The 19,053-nt window shown below is 70.0% G+C and carries 22 protein-coding genes; 7 read left to right on the plus strand and 15 right to left on the minus strand.

What is annotated here, in order from left to right; genetic code table 11:
• Together WC555_RS12740 and prmC are read right to left on the minus strand one after the other, a co-directional pair.
• A partial coding sequence (locus tag WC555_RS12740) for a DUF4167 domain-containing protein (protein WP_373254095.1) occupies positions 1 to 837 on the minus strand: 837 nt, incomplete at its 3' end.
• 277 nt (positions 838 to 1,114) lie between these two features.
• Positions 1,115 to 2,008, minus strand: a complete 894-nt coding sequence (gene prmC, locus WC555_RS12745; RefSeq protein WP_373254097.1) for a peptide chain release factor N(5)-glutamine methyltransferase — start codon at positions 2,006 to 2,008, stop codon at positions 1,115 to 1,117.
• A 125-nt stretch (positions 2,009 to 2,133) separates the two neighbouring features.
• Between prmC and WC555_RS12750 the strand changes: the two genes are divergently transcribed.
• A complete protein-coding gene (locus WC555_RS12750; protein ID WP_373254098.1) occupies positions 2,134 to 3,309 on the plus strand; it encodes a YihY/virulence factor BrkB family protein in 1,176 nt (391 codons plus the stop codon).
• Positions 3,310 to 3,446: 137 nt separating this feature from the next.
• On the opposite strand, the gene prfA is transcribed toward WC555_RS12750, so the two are convergent.
• Positions 3,447 to 4,514, minus strand: a complete 1,068-nt coding sequence (prfA, locus tag WC555_RS12755; protein WP_373254100.1) for a peptide chain release factor 1 — start codon at positions 4,512 to 4,514, stop codon at positions 3,447 to 3,449.
• Positions 4,515 to 4,693: 179 nt separating this feature from the next.
• Here prfA and WC555_RS12760 point away from each other — a divergent pair, with 179 nt between their 5' ends.
• On the plus strand, positions 4,694 to 5,320 hold the full coding sequence (locus WC555_RS12760; RefSeq protein WP_373254102.1) for a response regulator: 627 nt from the start codon (positions 4,694 to 4,696) through the stop codon (positions 5,318 to 5,320).
• A 62-nt stretch (positions 5,321 to 5,382) separates the two neighbouring features.
• Complete coding sequence (locus tag WC555_RS12765; RefSeq protein WP_373254104.1) at positions 5,383 to 6,162, plus strand: sulfite exporter TauE/SafE family protein; 780 nt, start codon at positions 5,383 to 5,385, stop codon at positions 6,160 to 6,162.
• Positions 6,163 to 6,222: 60 nt separating this feature from the next.
• On the opposite strand, the gene WC555_RS12770 is transcribed toward WC555_RS12765, so the two are convergent.
• The 9 genes from WC555_RS12770 to WC555_RS12810 all read right to left on the minus strand — a co-directional run bounded on the left by WC555_RS12770 (position 6,223) and on the right by WC555_RS12810 (position 14,888).
• Positions 6,223 to 6,714: a translation initiation factor 2 gene (locus WC555_RS12770; protein ID WP_373254105.1), complete on the minus strand. Its 492-nt coding sequence runs from the start codon at positions 6,712 to 6,714 to the stop codon at positions 6,223 to 6,225.
• Between the two features lie 100 nt (positions 6,715 to 6,814).
• Positions 6,815 to 7,411, minus strand: a complete 597-nt coding sequence (locus WC555_RS12775) for a glutathione S-transferase N-terminal domain-containing protein (protein WP_373254106.1) — start codon at positions 7,409 to 7,411, stop codon at positions 6,815 to 6,817.
• A 3-nt stretch (positions 7,412 to 7,414) separates the two neighbouring features.
• A complete protein-coding gene (locus WC555_RS12780) occupies positions 7,415 to 8,302 on the minus strand; it encodes an alpha/beta hydrolase family protein (protein ID WP_373254107.1) in 888 nt (295 codons plus the stop codon).
• An 11-nt stretch (positions 8,303 to 8,313) separates the two neighbouring features.
• Entirely contained in the window at positions 8,314 to 8,589 is a 276-nt protein-coding gene (locus tag WC555_RS12785) for a type II toxin-antitoxin system RelE/ParE family toxin (RefSeq protein ID WP_373254108.1), read from the minus strand.
• Positions 8,589 to 8,771 carry a hypothetical protein gene (locus WC555_RS12790; RefSeq protein WP_373254109.1) on the minus strand — a complete coding sequence of 61 codons (183 nt, stop codon included), beginning with the start codon at positions 8,769 to 8,771 and terminating at the stop codon, positions 8,589 to 8,591. Before WC555_RS12790 ends, WC555_RS12785 begins: the two co-directional genes overlap by 1 nt.
• Before the next feature lie 42 nt (positions 8,772 to 8,813).
• Entirely contained in the window at positions 8,814 to 9,962 is a 1,149-nt protein-coding gene (ispG, locus tag WC555_RS12795; RefSeq protein WP_373254110.1) for a flavodoxin-dependent (E)-4-hydroxy-3-methylbut-2-enyl-diphosphate synthase, read from the minus strand.
• A 55-nt stretch (positions 9,963 to 10,017) separates the two neighbouring features.
• Entirely contained in the window at positions 10,018 to 11,097 is a 1,080-nt protein-coding gene (locus WC555_RS12800) for a helix-turn-helix domain-containing protein (RefSeq protein WP_373254111.1), read from the minus strand.
• Positions 11,098 to 11,292: 195 nt separating this feature from the next.
• Positions 11,293 to 13,563, minus strand: coding sequence for a phosphoenolpyruvate--protein phosphotransferase (ptsP, locus tag WC555_RS12805; RefSeq protein WP_373254112.1), 2,271 nt, complete (start codon positions 13,561 to 13,563; stop codon positions 11,293 to 11,295).
• Positions 13,564 to 13,613: 50 nt separating this feature from the next.
• A complete protein-coding gene (locus WC555_RS12810; RefSeq protein WP_373254113.1) occupies positions 13,614 to 14,888 on the minus strand; it encodes an aspartate kinase in 1,275 nt (424 codons plus the stop codon).
• Positions 14,889 to 14,996: 108 nt separating this feature from the next.
• Between WC555_RS12810 and WC555_RS12815 the strand changes: the two genes are divergently transcribed.
• The 4 genes from WC555_RS12815 (at position 14,997) to WC555_RS12830 (ending at position 17,240) form a co-directional block, all read left to right on the plus strand.
• On the plus strand, positions 14,997 to 15,686 hold the full coding sequence (locus tag WC555_RS12815; RefSeq protein WP_373254114.1) for a hypothetical protein: 690 nt from the start codon (positions 14,997 to 14,999) through the stop codon (positions 15,684 to 15,686).
• A complete protein-coding gene (locus WC555_RS12820) occupies positions 15,679 to 16,050 on the plus strand; it encodes a type II toxin-antitoxin system VapC family toxin (protein WP_373254115.1) in 372 nt (123 codons plus the stop codon). Before WC555_RS12815 ends, WC555_RS12820 begins: the two co-directional genes overlap by 8 nt.
• Before the next feature lie 12 nt (positions 16,051 to 16,062).
• The gene (gene ubiG, locus WC555_RS12825) at positions 16,063 to 16,812 is read left to right on the plus strand and encodes a bifunctional 2-polyprenyl-6-hydroxyphenol methylase/3-demethylubiquinol 3-O-methyltransferase UbiG (protein WP_373254116.1); all 750 of its coding nucleotides are present in this window, start codon (positions 16,063 to 16,065) and stop codon (positions 16,810 to 16,812) included.
• Positions 16,813 to 17,021: 209 nt separating this feature from the next.
• The gene (locus tag WC555_RS12830) at positions 17,022 to 17,240 is read left to right on the plus strand and encodes a hypothetical protein (RefSeq protein ID WP_373254118.1); all 219 of its coding nucleotides are present in this window, start codon (positions 17,022 to 17,024) and stop codon (positions 17,238 to 17,240) included.
• Here the strand turns inward: WC555_RS12830 and WC555_RS12835 are convergent.
• Genes WC555_RS12835 through WC555_RS12845 form a run of 3 tightly spaced genes read right to left on the minus strand, consistent with a single transcriptional unit; the run spans position 17,237 to position 19,053 of the window.
• Entirely contained in the window at positions 17,237 to 17,791 is a 555-nt protein-coding gene (locus tag WC555_RS12835; RefSeq protein WP_373254119.1) for a GNAT family N-acetyltransferase, read from the minus strand. The genes WC555_RS12830 and WC555_RS12835 overlap by 4 nt on opposite strands.
• The gene (locus WC555_RS12840; protein ID WP_373254120.1) at positions 17,746 to 18,201 is read right to left on the minus strand and encodes a DUF6265 family protein; all 456 of its coding nucleotides are present in this window, start codon (positions 18,199 to 18,201) and stop codon (positions 17,746 to 17,748) included. The genes WC555_RS12835 and WC555_RS12840 overlap by 46 nt, the downstream gene beginning before the upstream one ends.
• Positions 18,202 to 18,237: 36 nt before the next feature.
• A complete protein-coding gene (locus tag WC555_RS12845; protein ID WP_373254121.1) occupies positions 18,238 to 19,053 on the minus strand; it encodes a DUF6597 domain-containing transcriptional factor in 816 nt (271 codons plus the stop codon).

The following is a 19,053-nucleotide window of genomic DNA, read 5'->3' on the forward strand; positions in this document are numbered from 1 at the left end:
CGTGGGGCCGTCGTCGTCGGACGCGACGCCGGCGTCGCGGCGCGGGCGGCGTTCGGCGCGCGCCGGGCGCTCGGCGCGTTCGGGACGGTCCGCCGGGGTTTCGGCGACTTCGGCGCGGGTCTCGGCCGCGTCGTCCGACGTCGGGGCGGGGGCGTCGCCCTCGGGGCGTTCGCCGCCTTCGCGGTCAAAGCGGGCGCCGCGCTCCAGCTGACGGCGCTCCCAGCGTTCGCGGCGGGTTTCGCGGCGGCTGCCGTCGGCGTTGGTGGTCGCCTCCCCCTCGGGGCGGGGTTCGCGGTCGGGACGGGGCTCACGCTCGGCGCGGGGCTGGTCGTCGCGGTCGCGCCATTCGCGGCGGGGCTGTTCGCCCTGACGGTCATTGGAGCCGCCGTTCTGGCGCTCCTCGTTCTCGCGCTGGCGAGCCTCGATCTGGGCGATGCGGTCGGCCTCGACCTTTTCGGCGGCCATGATGGCGGCGGCCTGGGCGCCGGTCTCGTCCTCGAAATCGATGTCGAAGCCCTGGCCGGCCAGTTCGCGCTGGGCGATCTCGCTGACGGGACGCGAGGGCTGCAGGGCGCGCAGGACGCGGAAATAGTGTTCGGCGTGCTGGGTGTAGTTCTCGGCCAGGACGCGGTCGCCGGCGGCCGAGGCGTCGCGCGCCAGCTGCATGTAGCGCTCATAGACGGTCTGGGCGTTGCCGCGGACCTTGATGTTCTCCGGGCCCTGGGAATCCCAGGACCGGTTCGGGTTGGTGGCGTTGGCGTTGTTGTTGCCGCCGCCGCTGCTCCCGGGCTTTCTGTTGCGTCCGCGCTGACGCTTCATGCCCTTGAAATCTCTCATCGGACGCTCGTGCTTTGTATGAGGGACGGTCCGGGGCGAGAGCCGCGGGCGCTGTCCGTGTGGTCGTTCCGCTTCGTTCCGGGGCCAATCCCCGCTGACGATGTGATCGGAAATCCGTCGCCGCCCCGTGGTCCGCCGGGCGACCTGGCCCGACCGTCACTGCCCTGATGCGCGCATGGATGGGCCAGAAGCGGACCAAGGCGTGCGTTTTGGGTGGGAGACAGACGAAGACTTAGCGCGGCGGGGGGCGGTTTCCAAGGGGTTTGTTTGGGGCGGCCTACATCCTGGGGATGGGGTTGGTCCGCGGGTCCGGGCCGTTGGTGACGACGCGGTCACGGTCGGACAGGTCCTTGACGACGATGACCCTGTCGAAGCCCCCCGCCTCGAACAGGGCCTTGACCTGCGGGCCCTGGTCCCAGCCGATCTCGACGGCGAAGATCCCGTCGGGGCGGAGGATGCGGCGGATCTCCGGAGCCAGTTCGCGATAGGCGGTCAGGCCGTCGGGGCCGCCGTCCAGGGCCAGCAGGGGGTCGTGGTCGCGGACCTCGGGGTCGAGGCCGGGGATGTCGCCCGAGGGGATGTAGGGCGGGTTGGACACCACCAGATCGAAGCTGTGGTCGCCGAAGCCCGCGGCCCATTCAGTGCGCAGGAAGGTCGCGCGGTTGTCGAGCTCGAGGTTGGTCGCGTTCTCCCTGGCCACGGCGAGGGCTTCGAAGGAGATGTCGGTGCCGACCCCGCGCGCCCCGGCCCGCTCGGCCAGGGTCGCCAGCAGGATGGCCCCCGAGCCGGTGCCGAGATCGATCATCTCGAAGGCCCGGTGCGGCGGGAAGGCCAGCATGACCACGTCGAGGATGGCCTCGGTGTCGGGGCGGGGGCTGAGGACGTCGGGGGTGACGTTCAGCATGATCTTCCAGAAGCCCTTCCGGCCGAGGATGCGCGAGACCGGCTCGCGGCGCAGGCGGCGTTCGACGAAGGCGTCGAGGGCGGTCTGCTGGTCCGGCGTCACCACCCGATAGGGGTCGGTCAGGATGTCGGTGCGGGTGGCCCCGGTGGCGACCTCGAGCAACAGGCGGGCGTCGATCGAGGGGCTGTCGATGCGCCCGGCCTTGAGCGTGGCGGTGGCGGTCTTCCAGGCGGCGACGAGGGTGGGGGCGGGGCTGGATTCGGTCATACGCTGGCATTGGCGCGGCTTTGCGGGGATATCAAGCACGCGGCGCCGGAACGCGCGCCGGGTGGAGCCGTTGGCGACGGATGCAAGCACAGTCGGGACACAAGGGCGGGCTGGGACCCTGGGGCATGATCGGCGCGATCATGGGCGGTCTGGCCGCCGGCGCCGGGGCTGCGCATCTGGTCTATTCGCGCGGACACAAATTCGGGCTGGAACTGCGCAAGGAACGGCCCGAGCCCCTGCCGCCGCGCGCGCCGACGCCCGAGGATTTCGAGGCGAAGGAGCCGGGACGCGGCCGGCTGGCCCAGCGGCCGGAGCATATTCCGCACAAGGGCTGGGTCGACATCTTCTGGCGGGTCGGCGCGTCCTATTTCGGCGACCGGGTGGGCTTTGTCTCCGGCGGCGTGACCTTCTTCATCATGTTGTCGCTGTTCCCGACACTGGCGGCTTTCGTGACCATCTACGGCCTGTTCGCCGATCCGGCGGACGCCGCCTCGCGCATATCCTTCGTCTATTCGGTGATGCCGTCGGGGGTGGCGCTGTTCCTGGCCGACGAAATGAACCGGCTGGCGGCGAACTCGAACACCCAGCTGACCTTCACCCTGATCTGGACCCTGGCGCTGTCGCTGTGGACCGCGAACGGGGCCATCAAGGTGCTCTTCTACGGGCTGAACGTCGCCTATCACGAGATCGAGAAGCGCAACATCGTGCGCTACAATCTGATGTGCATGGCGTTCACGGTCGGCGGGCTGGCCTCGATCCTGCTGACCGCGGCCCTGATCGTGGGCGTGCCGCTGGTGCTGGGGGTGTTCGGTTGGGCGGCCGAATGGAGCTATCTGGCGCCGTTCCGCTGGCCCGTCCTGCTGCTCGTCTATGGCGCGGCCCTGACGCTGATCTACCGCATGGGGCCGTGCCGGCAGAAGGCGCGCTGGCGCTGGCTGACCCCGGGCGCGATCTTCGCCGCCCTGCTGAGCCTGATCCTGTCGCTGATCTTCAGCTGGTACCTGCAGACCTTCGTGCGGACGGCGTCCTACGGCCCGCTGGCGGCCATGATGGGCTTCCTGCTGTGGACCTGGCTGAGCGTGCAGATCATCCTGATGGGGGCCGAGCTGAACGCCGAGATCGAACACCAGACGGCGATGGACACGACCACCGGCCACGATCGCGCGATCGGCGACCGGGGCGCGGTGGTGGCCGATACGGTGGGGCCGAAACGCGGCTCGCCGGCGGCGCTGGCGTTTACGCTGAAACACGCCGAGGCGTTGTCGGACCGGCTGCTGAAGCGGAAGATCCGGGCGCAGTGAGGCGTGGGTTCTCCCTCCCCCGAAGTGGGGAGGGTGGTCGCGCAGCGACCGGGTGGGGCATTCCAGGCATACCCCACCCTGTCGCCGCTCCGCGTCGACATCCCTCCCCATAAAGGGGAGGGAGAGGTTTTGCGCGCTTACCCGAACTCGGCTTCCAGATCGGCCAACCTCGCCGCCTGGTCCTCGGCGATCAGGGCGTTCAGCAGGGGGTCGATGTCGCCCTCGAGGATCTGCGGCAGGCTGTGCAGGGTCAGGCCGATGCGGTGGTCGGTCACCCGGCCTTGCGGGAAGTTGTAGGTGCGGATGCGCTCGGAGCGGTCGCCCGAGCCGACCTGCGACTTGCGGGCGTCGGAGCGGGCGTTGTCCTTCATCTGGCGCTGCATGTCGTAGAGGCGGACGCGCAGGTTCTTCATCGCCTTGTCGCGGTTCACATGCTGCGACTTCTCGGACGAGGTCACCACGATCCCCGAGGGGAAGTGGGTGATGCGCACGGCGGAATCGGTCTTGTTGACGTGCTGCCCGCCCGAGCCCGAGGCGCGGAAGGTGTCGATGCGGATGTCCTTGTCCTGGATGTCGATCTCGACGTCCTCGACCTCGGGCAGGACGGCGACGGTGGCGGCCGAGGTGTGGATGCGCCCTTGCGCCTCGGTCGAGGGCACGCGCTGGACGCGGTGGACGCCGCTTTCGAACTTCAGCCGGCCGAAGACGCCGTCGCCGGTGACGGTGGCGATGATCTCCTTGTAGCCGCCGGCGTCGCCCTCGGTGGCCGAGTCGAGCTCGACCTTCCAGCCGCGGTTGGCGGCGTAGCGGGAATACATGCGGAACAGGTCCCCGGCGAACAGGGCCGCCTCGTCGCCGCCGGTGCCGGCGCGCACTTCCAGCACCGCCGAGGCGTTCTCGTCGGCGTCGCGCGGGGCCAGCAGCAGGGCGACGTCGCGCTCCATGTCCGGCAGGGTCTCCTTGAGGACCTGCAGCTCCTCGGCGGCCATGTCGGCCATTTCCGGATCCGCGGCCATGGCCTCGAGGTCGGCCATCTCGGCGCGGGTCTTCGCCAGGGCCATGACCGCGTCGGCCACCGGCTTCATCTCGGCGTGTTCCTTGGACAGCCGCACGATCTCCTGACCGTCGCTGGCCGCGCCCATGCGCGCCTCCACCTGGTGGAAGCGGTCGAGCACCTGATCGAGCCGGGCCTGGGGCAGTCGCAAGGGGGAAAAGTCCTGAAATCCGAACGGGCCGGACGCATAGCCCAGTGCATCCCCGGCTGTCGAGGAAGCCGGGGCCGACGGGATGGCGTGATCGTGACCCTGCCTCACAAGACCGTCAGTCCGGCTTACGCGGGCGGGGCGGGGCGCCTAGGTCGACCGTCACGACATCGGAGGGCTCCATGTTTGACGGAACGCTGAACGCGACGATCGGAGACGGCGCCGAGCTGGAACGCCTGCGGGCGAAATATGACGGCCTGCTGGCCGATCCCCCGGTCGATCCCGGTCCCGACGCGCTGAGGGAACTGGCGGGGATGGCCCACATCTTCGATCTCGACGGATCGCGGGCGCCGGTGGAGGTCTGGCGCGACCTGCGCGCGGTGCTGACGCGGCATGGGAGTCCGGCCGACGAGCCGCAGGGCGAGCTTCCGACGCACCGGTCCCTGACGCTGATGGTCGTCGAGGACGATCCCGGCATGGCCGCGGATCTCACCGAAATGCTGGCCGCGGCGGGACACGGCGTGGTCGGCCCGTTTTCGGACGCGGCGGCGGCGGGAACGGCGGCGGGGCTGCATGCGATCGATCTGGCCCTGCTGGACATCAACCTCGCCGGCGACGGCGACGGCGTCGATCTGGCCAGAACCCTGACGCAGACCTGGGGCGTCCCGGTCATCTTCCTGACCGGCAATGTCGAGGCGGCCGCCCGGCACGCCCGGCTGGCCACGGCCCTGGTGCTGAAACCCTATGGCGGCCGGGACGTGCTGGATGCTATCGCCCGAACCGTGGCCAGCGGGGCCGTGGCGGCCTGAGGCCGCAACCAAAGGCGCCGCCAGGCTTTGCGGAAAGAGACGTGGCTGTTCGATCGGGCTGAATGGAAACCTTTCTGCTGTTCTTCGTCGTCGGGGTGCTGGCGCAGTCGGTCGATGGCGCCCTGGGCATGGCCTATGGGGTGATCTCGTCCTCGGTGCTGCTGGCCTTCGGCGTGCCCCCGGCCATGGCCTCGGCCAGCGTGCACGGCGCCGAGGTCTTCACCACCGCCGCCTCGGCCGGCAGTCATGTGGCGCACCGCAATGTCGACTGGCGGCTGCTGCTGCCCCTGGCCGTCGCGGGCGTGATCGGCGGCTGCGTCGGGGCCTATGTGCTGACGGGTCTCGACGGCGACGTCATCAAGCCCTTCATCGTCGCCTATCTGGGGCTGATGGGGCTCTACATCCTGTGGCGGGCCGGACATGACATCCTGATCCGCCACATTCCGTCGTGGGTCACATGGCCCCTCGGGCTGATCGGCGGCTTCCTGGACGCCGCCGGCGGGGGCGGCTGGGGCCCGACGGTGTCCTCGACCCTGGTCGGGGCGGGGCAGGAGCCGCGCCGGGCCATCGGCACGGTCAATACGGCCGAGTTCTTTGTGACCGTGGCGATCAGCGCCACCTTCGTTTGGGCCCTGATGACGGGTCACTGGGCCGACGCCGGGGCGCTGGAGCACCACGCCTCCGCTGTCGGAGGTTTGATCGTCGGCGGTCTGGTGGCGGCCCCGTTCGCGGGGCTGATCGCCAAGCGCGTGCCGCGCAAGCTGATGACCTATGCGGTCGGCGCGACCTTGCTGCTGCTGGCCGGGTTTCAGGGGTTGCAGCTGGCGGGGGTGGTCGCCTGACACGAAAAGGGCGGGACCGGCCCGAGCCGGTCCCGCCCGTGTCATCGCGTGAGCGAAGACCTAGTTCGGCCGGCCCGAAGCGGCTGCTGCGGCGGCGGCCTGACGCGACGCCTCGGCCTGTTCGGCGTCCCAGCGCGCCTGTTCGGCGGGGGTGCGCAGGGTGACGACCAGCGGGTTCGGCGTCAGGTCGTTCAGGGCGCCCGACGAGGCGTCGACCACGCCGCCGACGATGCCGCCGAAGATGACGTTGCCGGCGAGACCCGCCGCGCCGCCGCCCGAGATGCCGCTCTTGATGTCATGCGTCTGGGTCGCATAGCCGTCCATCGACACCGTGGCGCGGAACTCGTCCTTGCGGGGCATGCGGAAGGTGCAGGGCGTCGCGTCGCACTGGAAGCCGTTGGAGGTCGAGACGCGGGCGCCGGGCGGCTCGCTCTGGACGGTGAACTCCTGGCTGGAGCCCCGCGTGATGGTGGCGCAGGCCGGCAGCGACAGCGCCACGCCGACGAGCGTGAGCGCGCGCACGCCGAAGCGCACGGAACGGTTGGAAATCATGGAAGTCCCTCAAAGGATACCAGTCCGCCCCCCGGCGGACCTGCGGCCTGTTTGGCGCCATCGATCCCGGACGTCAATCGCCCGGCCGGGACGGCAGGACTCAACCAGGCCGGGTGTCCGCAAAGCTGGGCCGGGCCTCGATCGCCTCATGCAGGGCGACCAGATGCGGACGTCCGGAGCGCCAGTCGAAGCCGGGATGGCGGAAGCCGATCCAGGCCACGGCGACGCCGGCCGTGATGACGCCCATGTCCAGCCGGGCGGCGTCGGGGCGGGCGGCCTCGAGGGCGTCGAGCGCGCGGGTCATGTTCTCCGTCCAGCGGGCGATCCATGACGGCGAGCGTTCGCTCTCGGGGCGGCGCAGCTCCAGCACCAGCTTGACGCCCATCTCCAGGGCGGCGTCGGCGTGGGTTTCCAGTCGACGGACGCGCAGGCGTTCCGGCCCCTCGGCCGGCAGCAGGCGCGGGCCCGAGCCGATGGCGTCGAGATATTCGCAGATCACCGGGCTGTCGCTGAGCGGCAGGCCGTCCTCCGCGATCAGGGTCGGGACCTGGACGATCGGGTTGGAGGCCAGCAGTTCCGGCGCATTGGCGTAGGGATCGACCACGATCTCCTCGATGCGGTCCGCCAGTCCCTTCTCGCGCGCCACGATCCGGCATTTGCGGGCGAAGGGAGACGGGGTGGTGATGTAGAGTTTCATGGCTCAGCGCCTTTCCAGAGAAACGCCGTCCGTGGCCGACAGGGCGTCCAGGCGCGCGCGGGCGGCGGCGTCGCCGAGGCCGTGGGCCTTCATGAAATCGGTCGTGGCCCGCTCGATCAGGTCGAAGTCGGCCGCCTCGGCGTTGCGCACCAGACTGTGGTCGGCGCCGGCGAAGACCAGAAGCATCTTGTCGCCGGGCGGGCTGCGGTCGAACGGGCTGCGGTGCGCGTGCCAGTCGGTGACGTAGCGAGGCACGAGGTCGGCGTCGCCGGTGATCATCAGGGCCGGCGCGCGCAAGGCGGCATAGGTATCCGGCAGGATCACGCCCTGGAGGTCTCCGGCGGAGGAGAAGGCGACGATGGCCTTGATGTCGGGGTCGCCCAGCGGGCCTGCGACGGTGACGGCGCCGCCCCCGATGAAGGACATCAGCGAGCCGAAGGAGTGGCCGGCGGCGATCAGCGGCTTGCCCGCCCGGGTCGCCTTGATGAAGCCGCGCGTGACGGCGAGGTCGGCGATCCGCGTGGCGAAGGCGGCCTGTCCGTCATAGGCGGCGTGGTCGGGGTGACGCAGGGAGTCGACGTGCAGCGGGGCCACGACGGTGAAGCCCTCATCGACCCAGTGCGACAGGATGCGGGTGTAGGCGGCGGGGCTGCCGTTGAAGCCGTGGCTGAAGATCACCACGCCCCGCTCGTCGGCGGCCGGCCAGACGCTGACGTCGATCTTGCGCCCGTCAGGCGCGGAGAGTTCGACATGGCTCGCGGCGGCGACGAAGGGATTGGGGGCCGACGCGGTCGTCGGGGTCAGGGCGGCCTGGGCCAAGGCGGGCGTCGTCGGCGACAAGGCCAGGGACAGGGCGAGCGCGAGGCTGGCGAAGGTTCGGCGGATGATCATGGCGGCTCCGGTCAGGGGTATTTCTGGCGCGAATGAAGGACCCTCAGAACGTGGATCGCGTCTTCGCGCACAGCATAGACATAGATGTAATTCGGATGGACCACAGCCTCGCGCGTGCCTGGCTCTCGACCTTCGCGGTGCAGATGCGGGTAGGCGGGCAGCATCTCGACGCTGGTCCGGATCAGAGCGTTGATCCGGGCGGCGCCGGAGGGGCTGCGGCGGCGGACGAAGTCGAGAATGATCCCGAGGTCATGACGGGCTCGGCGGCTCCAGATGACCGGCGGCATCAGGCTTGAGGCTTGGCCTTGCCGTCGATGATGGCCTGCATTTCGGCCATGACCTGATCATGCGGAATGCCCGGACGAGGATCGTCGAGCGCCTCGCGCACCTTTGCGCGGAACCACGCGTCGTGGGCCTCGGCCTCTTCGGTCGAGGCGAACTCGGATTCGATGGGGGACAGGGCGGGCATCGGCCAAGAATGCGCCCTCGGGGGCGGCCCCGCAACCGGTTGCTACTCCGCGGCGACCAGCGGCGCGGCTTCAACCGCCCGCGCCGCGTCCAGTTCGGCGGCCTTCTGTTCGACCAGGTGAACGATCTCGTCGATCATGCCCTCATTGGCCTGTTTGTAGGCCATCTTGCCGTTCAGATAGACCATGCCGGCGCCCTTGCCGCCGCCGGTGAAGCCAACGTCCGTGTACAGAGCTTCGCCCGGGCCGTTGACGACGCAGCCGATGATCGACAGCGACATCGGCGTGGTCACATGGGCCAGCTTCTCTTCCAGCAGGCCGACGGTCTCGATGACGTTGAAGCCCTGCCGCGCGCACGACGGGCAGGCGATGATGTTGACGCCGCGGTGACGCAGGCCCAGCGATTTGAGGATGTCGAAGCCGACCTTGATCTCCTCCACCGGATCCGCGGCCAGGGAGACGCGGATGGTGTCGCCGATGCCGGCCCACAGCATATTGCCCATGCCGATGGCCGACTTGATCGTGCCCGAGCGCAGCGGACCCGCCTCGGTGACGCCGAGGTGCAGCGGGCAGTCGATGGCCTCGGCCAGCTGCTGATAGGCGGCGACGGTCAGGAAGGGATCGGACGCCTTCACCGAAATCTTGAATTCGTGGAAGTCGTGGTCCTGCAGGATGCGGGCGTGGTTGAGCGCAGACTCGACCATGGCCTCGGGGCAGGGCTCGCCGTATTTCTCGAGCAGTTCGCGCTCCAGCGAGCCGGCGTTGACGCCGATCCGCATCGAGCAGCCGTGGTCCTTGGCGGCCTGGATGACCTCGCGGACGCGGTCGGGCGAGCCGATGTTGCCGGGATTGATGCGCAGGCAGGCGGCGCCCGCCCGGGCGGCCTCGATGCCGCGTTTGTAGTGGAAATGGATGTCGGCGACGAGCGGGACGCGGGCCTCGCGCGCGATCTGGCGGAAGGCGGCGGTCGACTCCTCGTCGGGACAGGAGACGCGGACGATGTCCGCTCCGGCCTCTTCCAGCTGGCGGATCTGGTCGATGGTCGCCGCCGCGTCCGAGGTCGGCGTATTGGTCATGGACTGGACGCTGATCGGCGCGTCGCCGCCCACGGGCACGGCGCCGACCATGATCTGGCGGCTCTTGCGGCGCTCGATGTGGCGCCAGGGACGGATATGCGAATGGTCAGCGCTCATGACGGGCCAACATAGGCGTTCGATTGCGGCAAGGCCACGACCGGCGCTGTCGCAATCAGCGTCCGGCCGTGGACGTCATGGAGGACTGGACCACGGCGGCGCGGACCTGGGCCTCGGCCTGGGCGGCCTGGGTCCGGGCCGCGACCTCGGCGGCGGCCTGACGGGCCAGGGCCTGGGCGCGGACGTTCAGCTGGCCCAGCGGCGTCAGGGCGGCTTCCAGCCCGCCCCCGTGTTCGCCGTTCAGATAGACGTCGAAGGCCGTCGGGTCCGAGACGTCGACGGTGGCGGCGACGCCGACCGGGGCGCGCCAGGCGTCGCCGGGGGCCAGCTGGCGGGCGAACAGGACCCGGCCGTCGGCCATGCGGACCACGAGGCTGGCGGCCTTGCGGGCCTGGATCACCACCTGGGAGGCGCCGGCCGAGGCGCCGTAGATGGCCCCGCGGGGGTTGAAGGCCCGTTGCACCGGCGAGGCGGACGAGGCGGCCGCGGCGAGGCCCGCGGGCGAGGCCGGATCCACGCCCGTCAGCTCGGCTTCGAGGCCCGGGGTGATGTAGAGGGCGGGAATGGTCTGGTCCGGCGGGGCGGGTTGCGGGGCGGACAGCCGCAGGACGTCCTGGCCCGGGACGGCGCCCAGGGTCCAGCTTTCCGGCACGGTGGCGATGTCCGACGGCTGCGGCGCGCGCATCAGGCTGACGCGCTGGAAGACGTTCCAGCCGACGACGGCGACGATGAGGGCCAGGCCGGCGGCGATCAGACGGGGAGAATAGCGGCGGACCTCCTCGAAGGCGACGCCGACCGGCGCCTGCAGCGGCACCGAGGGGTCGGGGGTCTCGCGCTTGAACCGCTCGACCGCCAGCTGTTCGTCCAGGCCCAGGGCGTCGGCGTAGGCGCGGACATAGCCGATCGAGAAGACGCGGTTGGGCAGGATCGAGAAGTCGTTCTGTTCCAGCCCGGTCAGATAGCGGGCGGGCACGCGGGTCACGGCGGACAGCTCGGCCAGGGACCGGCCCGACTGCTCGCGGGCCAGGCGCAGGCCGTCGCCAAGCGTCGGCGCGTCCGTAATGGACGGAACGACGTCCTTCCATTCGGGATCGGTCCGGAACGTGTCGGACCCCTTCCCCGTATCCAGCGCCATAGACCTTGACCCCACGCTCGGCGCGCACGGGGTGTCCCCATGCGGCGCCGTACTCGAACTCGGGGCCTGTACCATATCGGGATGACAGTTCGGGCCTGCCCCCGCAGACCACCCGGTTCCGGCTTGTGGATAACTCATTTGAGCTGACCGATCAACGATTTGTTAGGCGTACCGGCCAATTTCGGCGCGGGACGATCAGATCGTGACGTTCAACTTCCGGGCCAGGGATTCCAGCTCGCCGCGGATCGATCCGGCCGAGGAGCCGAGCAGATTGGCCATGCTCCGCCGCGCGGCGGTGAGGTCGGCGGACAGGATCATCCGCTTGACCGGCCCGACGCCGCCGGCGGGGGCCGACAGCCGGGTGTAGCCCAGGGTCAGCAGGGCGAAGGCCTCGAGCGGCTTGCCGGCCAGCTCGCCGCACACCGAGACGGGCGTGCCGGTGTCGGCGCATTTCTTCTGGATCTCGGCCAGGGCGCGCAGCGCCGGCGGCGACAGCGGGTCGTAGCGTTCGGACACCAGCGGGTTGGTCCGGTCGGCGGCGAACATATACTGGAACAGGTCGTTGGAGCCGACCGAGACGAAGTCCGTCAGCGGCAGCAGGGCGTCCAGGTGCCACAGCAGGCTGGGGCATTCGATCATGGCGCCGACGCGCAGAAGGGCGGGCAGGGCCCGGCCCCGGCGTCTGGCCCAGGCGCATTCGACATCGACCAGTTCGCGGGCGGCGCGGAACTCGTCGACCGTGGCGATCATCGGGAACATGACGCGCAGCTCGCGGCCGGCGGCGGCGGCCAGCAGGGCCCGCAACTGCAACCGCAGCAGGCCGGGCCGGTCGAGCCCCAGGCGGATGGCGCGGCGGCCGAGGGCGGGGTTCTCTTCCCGCTCGGTCTCCAGATAGGGCAGGACCTTGTCCCCGCCGATGTCGAGCGTGCGGAAGGTGACCGGCCGGTCGCCGGCGGCATCCAGCACCAGGCTGTAGAGCGCCGTCTGGCTGTTCAGCCGGGGCAGTTCCTCCGACACCATGAACTGGAATTCGGTGCGGAACAGGCCGATCCCCTCGGCCCCCGTGGCGTCCAGGTTCTCCAGGTCCACCGCCAGGCCGGCGTTGGTCAGCAGGGTGATGCGGGTCCCGTCGCGGGTGACGGCGGGCACGTCGCGCAGCTTGGTGAACTCGGCCTGGCGCTCGCTGCGGACCAGCATGCGCGACTGGACGGCGGCCAGCATGTCGGGCCGGGGGCGCAGATAGGTCTCGCCGCTCTCGCCGTCGACGATGACGAGGTCACCCTCGGACAGGCGGTCGCGCAGGCCCATGATGCGGCCGACGCAGGGGATCTGCAGGGCGCGGGCGACGATGGCGGCGTGGCTGGCGGCCGAGCCCTCCTCAAGCAGCAGCCCCCTCAGCTTGTGACGCGGATATTCCAGCAGATCGGCCGGGCCGAGGTTGCGGGCCACCAGAATGGCGTCGTCGGGCAGCGCGCGCTCGCCCGGCTTGTCTCCGGCCAGGACCCGCAGCAGCCGGTTGGCCAGGTCCTCGAAGTCGTGCAGCCGCTCCTTGATATAGGGGTCGCGGGCCTGGGCGAAGCGGGCGCGGTGCTCGTTGCGGACGCGGTCGACGGCGGCCTCGGCCGTCAGGCCGGTGCGCACGGCCTCCTCCAGCGACCGGTTCCAGCCCCGGTCGTCGGCGAACATGCGGTAGGTTTCCAGCACTTCGAACGACTGGCCGGCCAGCTTGCCCTGACCGCCGCCGTCGAGGATGGAGTCGATATTGGCCTTCAGCGCGATCAGACCTTCGCGCAGGCGGATTTCCTCGACCTGCTGGTTCTCGGCCAGCAGGTTTTCCGGCGGCACCGGCGCCTCGTGCAGGATGACGTGGCCATAGGCCAGGCCCTCGGCGAAGCGCTGGCCCTTGAGGCGTTCGGGCCGGTGCGGCGCCACCTCGATGTCGCGCAGCTCGTCCTGGGCCAGCAGTTCGCCCGAGGCCACGGTCTCGGCCAGAACCATGGCGATGGTCTGGATGTCCTCGACTTCCTCGTCGTCATAGCGCCGCTCGGAGCGGTTCTGGACGACCAGCACGCCGATGGCCCGGCCGCCGCGCAGCAGGGGGGCGCCGAGGAAGGCGTGATACGGGTCTTCGCCGGTTTCCGGGCGGTAGGCGAAATGGGGGTGGGACGGGGCGTCCGACAGGCTGATGGGGGCCGCGCTGCGGGCCACCTCGCCGACCAGGCCCTCGCCGGGACGCAGGCGGGTGGTGTGGACGGCCGCCGGGTTCAGGCCCTGGGTGGCGAACAGCTCCAGCTCGCCCGAGGCGCGGCGCAGATAGATGGAGCAGACCTCGGCGACCATCGACTGGGCGATGGTGCGCACGACCATGTCCAGCCGCTCCTGCGCCGGAGCCGCTCCGGCCATGGCCTCGCGGATCTGGCGAAGGAGGTTGCGCGGCCCCCTCGTCGTCAATCCGCCCACCGGCATGGCCCCTCCAGACTCTCAGCGCCCCAGATGGGAACCGCCAAGCTTCATTTCTAGACTGCTTCCAGTCCGTATGCCGAATGAAGCGCACGAACCGCCAGTTCCGCATAGGCCGCATCGATCAGCACGCTGATCTTGATCTCGGACGTCGAGATGGCCTGGAACTTCACCCCCTTGTCGGCCAGGGCCCGGAACATGGTCTGGGCCACGCCCGCGTGGCTGCGCATGCCGACGCCCACGACCGAGACCTTGGCCACGTCCTCGTCGACGCGCAGCTCCTCGAAGCCGATCTCGGCCTGGGCGGCGCGCATCAGTTCGGCGGCGCGGGCGGCGTCCCTGCGGCCCGTGGTGAAGGTCAGGTTGACCGCCCCCTCGCTGCGCGCCTGGCTCTGGACGATCATGTCGACGTTGACGTTGGCCTCGGCCAGGCGGGTGAAGACGTCGGCGGGCGCCTCGACCCGGTCGGACAGGCCCAGCAGGGTGATGCGGGCTTCGTCGCGGCTCATGGTGACGCCGGACACGATGCGTTTTTCCACGATTTCCTCCTCGTCGCAGATCAGGGTGCCGGCGTTTGCGGGCAGGGCGCCGTTCTCGTCGGGTTCAATGAAGCTGGATAGCACGCGCAGCGGCACCCGTTTGGCCATGGCCAGCTCGACCGACCGCGTCTGCAGCACCTTGGCCCCCAGCGAGGCCATTTCCAGCATCTCCTCATAGGAGATCTTCTCGAGGCGGCGGGCGCGACTCTCGATGCGGGGGTCGGTGGTGTAGACGCCGTCGACGTCGGTGTAGATGTCGCACGGGCAGTTCAGCGCCGCGGCCACGGCCACGGCCGAGGTGTCCGAGCCGCCCCGGCCCAGGGTGGTGATGCGGCCCGAGCGGCTGACGCCCTGGAAGCCGGGGACGACGGCGATCTCGCCCTTGTCCATGGCGGCGCCGAGGACGTCGCCGGGCACCTCGTCGATGCGGGCGCGGCCGTGGGCGTCGTCGGTCAGGATGGGGATCTGCCAGCCCATCCAGGTGCGGGCGTTGAGGCCCATGTTGCGCAGGGTCAGGGCCAGCAGGCCGGCCGTGACCTGTTCGCCCGAGGCGACGACGACGTCGTACTCGTCGTCGGACATTTCAATTCCGGGGGCGGGACGGCCCGCGCCGTCGGTCCAGGCCACCAGCTCATTGGTCTTGCCGGCCATGGCGGAGACGACGACGGCGACCTGTTTGCCCGCCGCGGCCTCGGCGGCGACGATGCGGGCGGCGCGGCGGATGCGTTCCAGGTCGCCCATGGAGGTGCCGCCGAACTTCATCACCAGTCGCGTCGTGGCGGGCCGCGTCATGTCGGGAGGAGGCTCCGTGAAAGAGGGGGTGAACCGGCTTCTAGCGAGGCGGCGAGGGCATCACAACGGGCGCTTGAACGAAGGTGAGTGATGGAGTAACTATTGTTCATGTCCGAAAACAAACGATCAACGCTCGCCGACCGCATACGGACCCTTGCCGCCGCCGGGCACTCGCGCGCCGACATCGCCCGGATGGTGGACCGAAGTTACCAGCAGGTTCGGCAAGTTCTGGTGGCGGATGAAGCCCGGTCAAGGCGCGCGGCGGAAGGGCAAATCGCGTCAGCTCCGCAGGCCGCCGTAGTCGACTCGCCTTCAAAAATGGCGGACCAGGCCATGTCACAGGTCGATGTGTCGGACCTTGGGACAAACAAGTCGGCGAAGATTCGCCGATATGCGGCGATGGGCTTTTCCCGGTCAGCGATCGCAAGCCACCTCGGCATCAAATACCAGTTCGTGCGGAACGTCCTGGTCGCGCAGGGGGCGACCGAAGGGGAGAATTCGGCCCGCCCTGCGCCGGCCGTCGTCGGCGGCATGGCCGAACCCGCCACTCGATATGACGCCGAAATTCCCCTCCCCGCTCGGCTGAGCGTGGATCGATCGGGCAGGATTCAGCTGCCCCGCGAATGGCGCATCCCGACCGGCGCGACTTTCGTCGGGCGAAAGTTCGACGGCAGCATTGTTCTGATGGACCTTGCCGATGCCTCCGAGGCCGCCCGCTCGGGCGGCAGCCTCGAGAGCGCGACCGACGAGTTCATCGCCGAACGCCGCCTGGAGGCGATGCGCGAATTCGATGACTGAGTACGTCATCGATACATCGGCGGTCGTCGCTTTTTTGCTGAACGAGCCGGGCGGCGACGCGGTGGCGCCCTTCCTGGCGTCGGCCTTGCTGAACAGTGTCAACCTGACCGAGGTCGTGACGAGGCTGGTACGTGGCGGGTACGATCCCATGCGCGCCCACTACCTTGGTTGTAAGGTCATTGATCACGATACGGACCTCGCTGATCGCGCCGGACGCCTGTGGACCGGCACGGCGAGGCTGGGGCTGTCGCTGGGGGATCGGGCTTGCCTGGCCCTGGCTCTACGTGAAGGGCTGCCGATCCTGACCGGCGACAGGCCGTGGGCCCGACTGGACATCGGCGTTGACGTCCGCCTCATTCGCTGACACCCCGCGTCCATGACTGACTCAGCCCACGGTCCCTCGATCGACCCCGCCGACGTGGCGCGCTTTTCGGCCCAGGCGGCGGAATGGTGGGACGCGCGCGGGCCGTTCGCGCCGCTGCACAAATTCAATCCGGCGCGGCTGGCCTTCGTCCGCGACCGGGCGGCGGAGCGGTTCGGGCGCGATGTGAAGACGCGGGCGCCGTTCGCGGGCCTGACCCTGCTGGACGTCGGTTGCGGCGGCGGGCTGATCGCCGAGCCGATGCGGCGGATGGGGTTCGAGGTCACCGCGATCGACGCCTCGGCCGAGAACATCGGCACGGCGCGCGCGCATGCGGAGCAGCAGGGCCTGGATATCGGCTATCGCGCCGCGACGGTCGAACAGCTGGAGGCCGAGGGGGCCGGACCGTTCGACGTGGTCCTGACCATGGAGGTGATCGAGCACGTCGCCGATCCCGAGGCCTTCGTCCGCGCCTGCTCGCGGCTGGTGAAGCCGGGCGGGATGATGGTGGTGGCCACCCTGAACCGGACGCTGAAGTCGCTGGCCCTGGGCAAGATCGCGGCGGAGTATGTGCTGCGCTGGGTGCCGGCGGGGACGCACGACTGGAACCAGTTCCTCAAGCCCGACGAAATCCGGCTGATGCTGTCGGCCGAGCCGGTGGCGGTGACCGGACCCTATGGCCTGGCCTATGATCCGTTGGCGGATCGGTGGAGCGAAACCACCGACGCGGCGATCAACTACATGATGATCGCGACCCGGGACTGACGGATTGTGAAGGTCGGCGGCGCGGAATCTGCAGGATGTTGCGCAACGGCCGTGGTCGATCTGGCTGAAATCGTCGCGATCGGCATGGTCGAAATCGTCGTCGACTGACCGGCCGCCTTACCGCGAATTCATCCACCTTTCGGGGATGTAACGGGACAGGCGAAGCGTCGCGGTGAGATGAGGGCTCATCCCCGAAACGGAGCCCCGCGATGAAACGCCTTCTGATCCTGTCCGCCCTGACCGCCGCCCTGATGACCTCTGCCTGCGTCACGGTGATCGACGCCACCGACGACGACGCGGCCTGGCACGGCGAGAACGCCCAGCCGTTCGACGCCGCCCGCGACGAATGCCGCGCCTCGAGCCGTCAGCGCCAGTACGGCGACGCGTTCCGCGATTGCATGGCCGCCAAGGGCTGGACCCGCAGCTAGGGCTTGAGGTCCCGCGTCATGTAGCGGGCGTCCGGCCCGTAGCTGGCCAGTTGGGCCGTCATGGCCGGGCTGTCGACGACCGCGAAGCCGCGCCTTTCCCAGAAGGGCGCGGCGTCGTTGACCGCCACCAGGGCCAGAGCCGGCCAGCCGGCGGCGCGCGCCTGAGCGGCCAGACGCTCGACGATCTCACGCGACCAGCCGCCGCCCCGGACGTCGGGGTGCAGGGCGAGGTCGTGCAGATACATCACCGAGGCGTCCCCCGGGATGGACTCGATCAGCGTGTTCAGCGCCGGCGCCGCATCCGCCCGCCATGGATAGGCGACCAGATAGCCGCGCGGCGGCCCGTCCCCGTCCGCAAGGACGAAACAACTGTCCGGGTTCAGCGCCAGCCGGTTCTCGAAACAGTCCCGGCCCTCGAAATGATCGGGGAAGCCGATCGCGGCGATGTCGGCGACGGCGTCCAGATCGGCCGCCGTCATCGCACGCCAGCTCAACCCGTCCGGACTCAGCGGGGGCAGCGGGTGTTCAGCGGGGCCGCCTTGAAATTCCATTCCATGCTCCGCGCCTGGCCGCCGATCTCGCCCTCGATCCGGGCCTTGAGGGCGTCGCCGTCGCGTTCATAGATGACCCGCGTCGGAAAGTCGTTTTCCGCGTTGGCGAACACCGCCCGCCGCGGCCCGCTCTCGCTGATGACGAAGGCGGTGGGCGGGACGCCGCCGGGCTGGGCGACATAGGCGAAACCGCCCGGCGTCGGTCCGATGTGCGAGACCTCGAAGGAGGCGCGGCCGTTCTCGACGGTGACGGCGTGGCCGACGCTGAGGCCGGCGCGCGGATCGCTCCAGGTCTCCGAGGCCTCGCGGCCGTCGGAACAGTCCAGCCAGTAGCCGGCCATCCACGAAACGTCCGGCGCGGCCGGGGGCGCGGTCTGGATCAGGGCGGCGGCGAGCAGGGCGGTCAGCATGGAAATCCCCTCCGGGTTGGCTGCGACGGCCGGATCCTAGTGCGGCGACAGCGGCCCGGGCTTGTAGGATTGCGACGCCAGGCTGCGCGCCAGTCCGACCTGGTCGCGGGCCCATTCTGTGGCGGTGCAGCCGAGGAAGCGGCGGAAGTCGCGAGCCAGCTGCGGCTGATCGAAATACCCCGCCTCAAGCCCCGCCTCGAGCCATCCCAGGGCGTCGGGACCCTGGGCGTGATCGAAGACGCGGCGGAAACGCAGGATCGAGCGCAGCATGCGCGGCGGGGCCCCGACGCGGTCGTGGAAGCGGCGCTGAAGGGCGCGCTGCTCGCCGGGTGAGCGGGCAGGCGAGGGCCGGTCGGCTTCGGCGGCCTCGATTTCGGCGCGCACCGACGGGTCCAGCGACCAGTCGTTGCGGCGCCGGTGGTCGTCCAGAATTCGCACCATGATCTCGACCTGTGCGGCCGGGTCGCCCGCCGGGGCCGTTACGCCGGCGAGGCGCGCCGTCATGTCCAGACGGCGGTCGGTGGCCCCGGCCGCGGTCTGGCCCAGCCAGTCGCGGGCGCCGTCCGGCTCGAAGCGCACGGCGACCAGTTCGACCGGGCCGACCGGACGCAGGGCCAGCGGCCGGGTCATCTGACCCGCGAACAGGGCCCGGGGCTGGAGGCGGAAGACGCCGTCCTCGCCCTGCTCCTCATAGGGCGAGCCGATGTCGAGGATCAGTTCGGGGCAGCCGTCCGGCGCGATGCGCTGCACCGTCGGCTCGGGCGCGGGCGCGGCATAGGTCCAGATCGTGCGCACGAAGGGCCGCAAGGAAGCGGGCGGATCGAACTCCCGATAGCGATCCCCCCCGTCCAC

Source organism: Brevundimonas sp. (assembly GCF_041648615.1).
GTDB lineage: Bacteria > Pseudomonadota > Alphaproteobacteria > Caulobacterales > Caulobacteraceae > Brevundimonas.